The organism is Nocardia sp. NPDC058497 (assembly GCF_042720195.1).
GTDB lineage: Bacteria > Actinomycetota > Actinomycetes > Mycobacteriales > Mycobacteriaceae > Nocardia.
The window spans coordinates 1-8,356 of the sequence record NZ_JBHXMY010000246.1 but is presented as its reverse complement, the minus strand read 5'-3'; the positions used below and the strand labels follow the sequence as shown (position 1 = coordinate 8,356).

The 8,356-nt window shown below is 68.9% G+C and carries 4 protein-coding genes and 1 pseudogene; 2 read left to right on the top strand and 3 right to left on the bottom strand.

The genetic code is table 11. The annotated features are described in order from the left end of the window. A pseudogene (locus ACFWPJ_RS17740) lies at positions 1-636 on the bottom strand (hypothetical protein); the annotation flags it as partial. A gap of 279 nt (positions 637-915) precedes the next feature. Between ACFWPJ_RS17740 and ACFWPJ_RS17735 the strand changes: the two are divergent. Further along, positions 916-1,221, top strand: coding sequence for a hypothetical protein (locus tag ACFWPJ_RS17735; RefSeq protein WP_189023021.1), 306 nt, complete (start codon positions 916-918; stop codon positions 1,219-1,221). Here ACFWPJ_RS17735 and ACFWPJ_RS17730 read toward each other — a convergent pair. Both ACFWPJ_RS17730 and ACFWPJ_RS17725 read right to left on the bottom strand, forming a co-directional pair. Continuing rightward, positions 1,123-3,666, bottom strand: a complete 2,544-nt coding sequence (locus tag ACFWPJ_RS17730; protein ID WP_378852602.1) for an AMP-binding protein — start codon at positions 3,664-3,666, stop codon at positions 1,123-1,125. The genes ACFWPJ_RS17735 and ACFWPJ_RS17730 overlap by 99 nt on opposite strands. 72 nt (positions 3,667-3,738) lie before the next feature. Next, positions 3,739-4,623, bottom strand: a complete 885-nt coding sequence (locus ACFWPJ_RS17725; RefSeq protein WP_378852600.1) for a PAC2 family protein — start codon at positions 4,621-4,623, stop codon at positions 3,739-3,741. A gap of 138 nt (positions 4,624-4,761) precedes the next feature. Between ACFWPJ_RS17725 and metH the strand changes: the two genes are divergently transcribed. Further along, the coding region (metH, locus tag ACFWPJ_RS17720; protein ID WP_378852598.1) for a methionine synthase at positions 4,762-8,356 on the top strand (3,595 nt) is incomplete at its 3' end.

Here is an 8,356-nt window from a genome sequence, read left to right as displayed (position 1 = left end):
TATTTTTATTGATACGGCGACCAACGATATATAAACATATCTTTTCGTCGGCTGCGTCTTTTGTGTATACGAGACAGGGAGCGATTGGGCGGCCGGGCGGGTCGCCTCGGCGCCCGCCCGCTGCCCGAGGTCGTAGTCGACGCAACCGACCAGCAACGCCACCCAGCCCGCCAGCACGAGGATTTCCCGATGCTGGCTCAGGGTGAGCCTGCCGTCGAGCAGCGAGGTGATCCGGCGCAGCCACGCGGTGCCCTCGGCGTGCAGCTCGTGCGGGTCGGCGTAGGCGTACTCACAGCACAGCCGTTCGGCGGTGATCCGCACCGCGTCCAGGGTCGCGCTGTTGACGTCGGACATCCGGAGCCTGCCGATGAACTCCAGGGTGTCCATACCCGTTGCCGATAACAGCTCGTCATCGCGGTTGGGCCGGGACTTGGGGAAGAACGCGGCGGTGACGGTGTCGAACGCGGCCGCGATGATCGGCGCGTAGAACTCGTCGGGGCGCGATTCCCCGGATTCCCAGCGCCGCCAGTTGCGCAGCAGAGTACTGTCCGTCGGCAGGTTGTGGGAGGACTTGGCACGCATCGCGCGGACGGCATCGGCTTGCGACCATCCCCTCGCGTCACGTTCCGAACGCATCCGAACAGCCCAGACGGGTCGATCATCAGTTGCGGTCACGGCGGTAGTATCCCACCAGTTAACGTTCGGCGTCCCGAATAGGGCATGTAGATGTCATCCGCTTGACATCTGCTGCGGCGGGCCGCGAATACGCATGCTGTAAGCAGGTGCTCGGCCCGCAGACCGGACACCCGCTCTGCAGGAGAGCTTGCAGGGCAACGCAGTACCCCCGCGCGACGCACGGCGTGGCGCGGGGGGATCCGACAACAGAACAGCGATCCCTATCCAACGGAGGTTCGGGTGGAAGCGTTGATCTATGGATACTTGCGGGACGATCTGGCCGACGGCCAGAGCGACCAATTGGAGGACGCGCTACGCAGCCTGGCGCGCACCGCGGGGATGTGTTTCGCCGCGACGTTCCACGAATCGACCGCGGGTGACGGTGCGGCGTTTGCCGAGCTCACGCAGGAATTGAAGCGTGCCGATGCCCACCATGTGGTGGTGCCGTCACTCGATCACCTTGCCGGCCAGACGATCCCGCGTGACATGCTGATCGCGAAGCTGGCGCACGAAGCGGCCGCCCAGGTTCTGACTCTGGAGCGTTAGCCGTGGCCACCTCCGCCGACACCGAACCACCATCCCGGTAGCGACGGCTCCGGCCGCGAGACAGGCGAACAGTGCGAGCAGTCGCCGGTCGCCGAACACCGGGTACACCTGCCAGTGCAGCAGGTACGCGAACAAGGAGCTGTCGGCCACCATCACCGCCACCACGGCGACGACGGCGGGCACGCGCAGCGCGGGCAACCAGACGAGCACCAGGATGCCCGCCATGACCAGGCGTTCCCGATCGATGACGCCGAAATACCCGGGCACACTTGCCAGCAGCACGGCGCTGACGATCAGCCGCTGCCAGACTGCCGTCGCCTTCGCTCCGGCCCAGCCGAGAACGAAGTACCAACAGGCCAGCGGTGACAACGGGATATCGCGCTCGGGGTAGAGCCCGAACGAGTGCCAGCGCAGCACCAGGGTGAGACCGAGCAGCGTGAGGGCGAACCAGAACGGCGCGCGCCGCTCCCACCGGTCGATCCGGGGGATCCGCAGCAGCAGCGCCGCGGCCACCGTGCAGTAGACCAGCACCTCCAGGAACCACAGATGTCCCGCCGTGTCATTGCGCGGACCGAGGATCTTGTTGAGCAGCAACACATTCTGCCAGCTGTAATAGCCCGGCTGGACGATCATGGTGATCAGCACCCACAGTGCCGTCGGCACCGCGATCATCGCCACCGCGCGGCCGGTGTGCCGCAGCCGCTGTGCGGCAGGCGCCGAACTCACCGCGAAGCGGGCGAAGTTGTAGCCCGCCACCGCGAGCAGCACGTGCGCCGCGCCCCACAGTTCGAACAGCTGGATATGCGAGCCGAGGACGAGCACCATGCCGATCGCGCGCAGCGCCGTGGACTTGTCCAGCGCGCGCCCGAAGCCGGTGCGCGAGCGTGGTGTCCGCTCGAGCCGGTCGATCGGCTGCTGCGGCCAGTCGGCGGGCAACCGGCCGATGACCCGTTCCAGCCGGGCGGCCGTGGTGACGTAGCTGAGCGAATTGCCGCCCAGCTCCACGAAACTCTGTTCCGGTGAGATCCGGTCGGCGGGGATCGCCAGTGCGTCGGCGTAGATCGACCGGACATCGTCGCCCGTCGCGGTCGGTTCCGGGGCCAGCGCCCGCACGGCCGGGTAGTCGATCTTGCCGTTGGCCAAGCGCGGCAGCTCGCCGACGGTCACGACCGCCGTGGCCGTCGCGGGCAGCCCGGACACCCGGGCGATCAGCGCGGCGGGATCACCACGGCCCGTGCCGCTCACCGCCGCGATCAAGCGCGCGCCGTCGTCGGAGCACGCTGCACCGAAACCGGCTGCGGAGAGCTCGGATTCGATCCGGCCGAGGTCGATGCGCAGCCCGAACAGCTTCGCGAAGCGGCTGCGCCTGCCGACGACCTGGAACAGGCCGTCGGCGGTGCGTCGCGCCAGGTCGCCGGTGCGCAGTGCGTCCATGGTGCGGCCCAGCGCCAGGTCGGCGGGGCGGCGGGCATAGCCGAGCATGACGTTGGGGCCGTGGTAGACGAGTTCGTCGGCGGCGCCGTCGTCGACCGGCTCGAGCGTGAAATGCCCACCCGGCACCGGTATTCCGATGCAGTCGGGATGATCCACCGCCAGTTCCGGTGGCAGATAGGCCATTCGGGCCGTGGCCTCGGTCTGCCCGTACATCACGAAGAACCGCCAGCCCGCCGCCGCGCCGAGCCGCGCGTAGGCGCGCACCCGGTCCGGTTCGAGCCTGCCGCCCGCCTGGGTGACGTAGCGCAGATCGGGCAGGGACATGTCCGCGAAACCGATCCGGTCCAGCAGTTCCACCGTGTACGGGACCGCGGCGAACGAGGTCGCCCGGTGCGCGCGGAACTCGTCCCAGAACCCGGGGTCGCTCACCGACCGGTCGGTGAGCAGCAGGCTCGCGCCGCGCAGCAGATGACTGTGCACCACCGACAGCCCGTAGCAGTAGAACAGCGGCAGCGTGGTCGCCGCGCGATCCCGCGGCCCGATCTCGAGGTAGCGGGCGATGGAGTCGGCATTGGCGAGCAGGTTGCGCGCCGAGAGCCGCACCAGCTTCGGCGACCCGGTCGATCCCGACGTGCTCAGCAACAGCGCCAGCTCCGGATGCAGCCGGTGCGCCGAGCTCGCGCGCTCGGTGACGATCCGGCCGTGGTCGACGACGACGTCCGGATCGTAGGTTGCGGCGAGTTCACCGGAGAGCTCGCCGGTCAGCAGCACCACACACCCCGCGTCGAGCGCGCCGAGGTAGGCGACGAGCGAGTCGAGATCGTTGCCCGCGGTCAGCGCGACCAGCCGCCGCGCCGGGCCCAGCCGCGCCGCGAAGGCCGCGACACGGTTGGCCAGCTGGGCATAGGTCACCCGGTGCAGGGTGTCGGCGGGCGCTGCCGGGTGCCGGTGCAGCACCGCGATCCGGTCGCCGAATCCCCGGAGATGAGTGACGATCGGGTGGTTCGGCACCCGAAGGAGTCTAGGCGGCCTGCCGCCTGCAGCCGGGCGGTTCCCCCGTGGCGAACTCCCGGAGAACGAAGGTCAGAGGCCGAAACTGCCCGGTCCGCGCCGGCGCAGGTACTTCTCGAACTCCGCCGCGATGGCGTCGCCGTCGATCTTCGACATCGTCTCGTTGAGGTCGATCGCCGCGTCGCCGCGCTCCTCGAGCGAGCGCACGTACTCGTTGATCTCCTCGTCGCCGACGGTCATCTCGTTGACCGCCGCCTCCCACTCCTCGGCCTGCGCCGGCCGCCCCCCGCGCGGAACCCCGCTCTCGCGCCCCCCCCCCCCCCGGTGCAGCAGCGCGATCGTGGCCTTCGGGTTCGGCGGCTGCGACACGTAATGCGGCACCGCCGCCCAGAACGACACCGCGGGCACCCCGGCCTTGACGCACTGGTCCTGCAACACCCCGGTGATCCCGGTCGGGCCCTCGTACCGGGTCTGTTCCAGGCTGAACCGCTCGGCCGCCTCCGGGCTGTACGCCGAACCGGTCACCGGAACGGGCCGCGTGTGCGGCGTGTCGGCCAGCAACGCGCCGAGGATGACGACCGTCTCCACGCCCAGCTGCTCGATGAACTCGAGCAGGTCGTTGCAGAAGCTGCGCCAGCGCATATTGGGTTCGATCCCGCGCAGCAGCACGACGTCGCGGTCGCTACCGGGGGGCGAGCACACCGACAACATGGTCGATGGCCACTGGATCTCCCTGGTCACCCCGTCCACCTGACGCACCGTCGGGCGGTTCACCTGGTAGTCGTAGTAGTCCTCGGAATCGAGTTCGGCGAGCGGTTCCGCGTCCCAGATCAACTCCAGATGTTCGACCGCGCCACTGGCGGCGTCACCGGCGTCGTTCCAGCCCTCGAAGGCCGCGACCAGCACGGGATTGCGCAACGTCGGCAGTTCCGTCTCGGGGGTTTCACTGGCATCCACCCGGTCAGCCTAGTGTCTTCGGCGAATTGTTTTGCGGTGACCGGCGCTGTTGCGTGTTTCCCGCTCGAGCTGTGTCCGGCGCCACTCGATTCACCCGCAGTGGTCTTGCGCGTCGGAGCCGCCCATTAGTCTTGACTCATGTCTGCGTCCTTGCCCACCGGGTTCGATACCACGCTCCTCGACACGCTGCGACGGCGTGTCGTCATCGGCGACGGTGCGATGGGCACGATGTTGCAGGCCGCGGATCTGACGCTCGACGACTTCCGTGGCCTCGAAGGATGCAACGAGATCCTCAACGACACCCGCCCCGATGTCCTCGCCGACATCCACCGCGCCTACTTCGCGGCGGGCGCGGATGCGGTGGAGACCAACACCTTCGGCTGCAACCTGCCCAACCTGGCCGACTACGACATCCAGGACCGGATCCGCGACCTGTCCGAGCGCGGCACCCGGATCGCGCGGGAGGTCGCCGACGAGATGGGTCCGTCCGCCGACGGCACCCCGCGCTACGTCCTCGGCTCGATGGGCCCCGGCACCAAGCTCCCGACGCTGGGTCACGCGCCGTTCGTCTCGCTGCGCGACGCCTACACCGAGGCCGCCCTCGGCATGCTCGACGGCGGCGCCGACGCCATCCTGATCGAGACCTGCCAGGACCTGCTGCAGGTCAAGGCCGCCATCACCGGCAGCAGGCGGGCCATGATCGCCGCGGGCCGGCGGATCCCGATCATCACCCACGTCACCGTGGAGACCACCGGCACCATGCTGGTCGGCAGCGAGATCGGCGCGGCGCTGACCGCGCTGGAACCGCTCGGCATCGACATGATCGGCCTGAACTGCGCGACCGGCCCCGACGAGATGAGCGAGCACCTGCGGCACCTGTCGCGGCACGCGCAGATCCCGGTGTCGGTGATGCCGAACGCGGGCCTGCCGGTGCTCGGCGCGAACGGCGCGGAGTACCCGCTGACCCCGGAGGAGCTCGCGGTCGCGATGAGCGGCTTCGTCTCCGAGTTCGGTCTCGCGATGGTCGGCGGCTGCTGCGGCACCACCCCGGAGCACATCCGCCAGGTCGCCGAGGCGGTGCGCGAGGTCGAGACCACGCTGCCCCCGATCGAGGCGCGGCGCACGCCCGAGCACGAGCCGTCGGTGTCGAGCATGTACACCGCGGTCCCGTTCGAGCAGGACGCCTCGATCCTGATGATCGGTGAGCGCACGAATGCCAACGGCTCCAAGGCATTCCGCGACGCGATGCTGGCCGAGGACTGGCAGCGCTGCCTCGAGATCGCCAAGGACCAGACCCGCGACGGCGCGCACATGCTCGACCTGTGCGTCGACTACGTCGGCCGCGACGGCAGCAAGGACATGAACGAGCTGGCCTCGCGCCTGGCCACCTCCTCGACTCTGCCGATCATGCTCGACTCCACCGAACCGCCGGTGCTGCAGGCCGGTCTGCAGCACCTGGGTGGCCGCTGCGCGGTGAACTCGGTGAACTACGAGGACGGCGCCGGCCCGGATTCGCGGTTCCAGCAGATCATGCGGCTGGTGTCCGAGCACGGTGCCGCGGTCGTCGCGCTGACCATCGACGAGGAGGGCCAGGCGCGCACCGCCGAGGCCAAGGTCGCCATCGCCGAGCGGCTGATCGAGGACATCACGACCAACTGGGGTCTGCTGGAGTCCGACATCATCGTCGACACGCTGACCTTCACCCTCGGCACCGGCCAGGAGGAGTCGCGCAAGGACGGCGAGGAGACCATCAAGGCCATCCGCGAGCTCAAGCGCAAGCACCCGGACGTGCAGACCACCCTCGGTCTGTCCAACATCTCCTTCGGCCTGAACCCCGCCGCCCGGCAGGTGCTGAACTCGGTGTTCATGCACGAATGTGTCGAAGCCGGCCTGGATTCGGCGATCGTGCACGCCTCGAAGATCCTGCCGATGAGCCGGATTCCCGACGAGCACCGCCAGGTCGCGCTGGATCTGATCTACGACCGCCGCAGCGAGGACTACGACCCGCTGCAGAAGCTGATGGCGCTGTTCGAGGGTGTCTCGACCGCGTCGTCGAAGGCCTCGCGCGCCGAGGAACTGGCCGCGCTGCCGCTGTTCGAGCGGCTCGAGCGGCGCATCGTCGACGGTGAGCGCAACGGCCTCGATGTCGACCTGGACGAGGCGATGCAGACGGTGCCGCCGCTGCGGATCATCAACGAGACGCTGCTGTCGGGCATGAAGACCGTCGGTGAGCTGTTCGGCTCGGGCCAGATGCAGCTGCCGTTCGTGCTGCAGTCGGCCGAGGTGATGAAAACCGCTGTCGCGCACCTGGAACCGCACATGGAAGCCACCGACGACTCCGGCAAGGGCCGGATCGTGCTCGCCACCGTGAAGGGCGACGTGCACGACATCGGCAAGAACCTGGTCGACATCATCCTGTCCAACAACGGCTACGAGGTGGTCAACCTCGGCATCAAGCAGCCGATCGCCACCATCCTCGACGCCGCCCAGGACAAGAAGGCCGACGTGATCGGCATGTCCGGGCTGCTGGTGAAGTCGACCGTGGTGATGAAGGAGAACCTCGAGGAACTCAACGCCAAGGGTGTCGCCGAACAGTTCCCGGTGCTGCTCGGTGGCGCCGCGCTGACCCGCGCCTATGTGGAGAACGACCTCACCGCCGTCTACGAGGGCGACGTGCACTACGCCCGCGACGCGTTCGAGGGCCTGCGGCTGATGGACGAGATCATGACCGTCAAGCGCGGCGGCGGTCTCGATCCCGACAGCCCCGAGGCGCTCGCCGCCAAGGAGAAGGCCGCCGAGCGCAAGGCCCGCCACGAGCGCTCCAAGCGGATCGCCGCCGAGCGCAAGGCCGCCGAGGTGCCGATCGAGGTGCCGGAGCGCTCCGACGTTGCCGCCGATCTGCCGGTGCCGACCCCGCCGTTCTGGGGCACCCGCGTGGTGAAAGGCCTGCCGCTGCAGGAGTATTCGGGTCTGCTCGACGAGCGGGCGCTGTTCCTGGGGCAGTGGGGCCTGCGTGGTCAGCGCAGCGGTGACGGGCCCTCCTACGAGGAACTGGTGGAGACCGAGGGCCGTCCGCGGCTGCGGGCCTGGCTCGACCGGCTCGCCACCGAGGGCGTGCTGCAGCATGCCGCCGTGGTCTACGGGTACTTCCCGGCGGTGTCGGAGGGCGATGACGTCATCGTGCTCACCGAGCCGGACGCCGACGCGACGGAGCGGTACCGGTTCACCTTCCCGCGTCAGCAGCGCGACCGGTTCCTGTGCATCGCCGACTTCATCCGCTCGCGCGAGCAGGCCCGCGAGACCGGCCAGGTCGACGTGCTGCCGTTCCAGCTGGTGACCATGGGTCAGCCGATCGCCGACTTCGCCAACGCGCTGTTCGCGGCCGACAACTACCGCGACTACCTCGAGGTGCACGGCATCGGCGTGCAGCTCACCGAGGCGCTGGCCGAGTACTGGCACCGCCGGGTGCGCGAGGAACTGACCCTGGACGGCCAGTCGGTCGCCGACGACGATCCCGCCGACATCCTCGAGTACTTCAAGCTCGGCTACCGCGGTGCGCGGTACTCCTTCGGCTACGGCGCCTGCCCGGAGCTCGAGGACCGGGCCAAGCTGGTCGACCTGCTCGAGGCGGGCCGGGTCGGGGTGACCCTGTCCGAAGAGCTGCAGCTGCACCCGGAACGGGAGTTCGGCGCAGACACGAGCCGTCGGCCGTCTCGGAAGGGTCGGTGTTCGA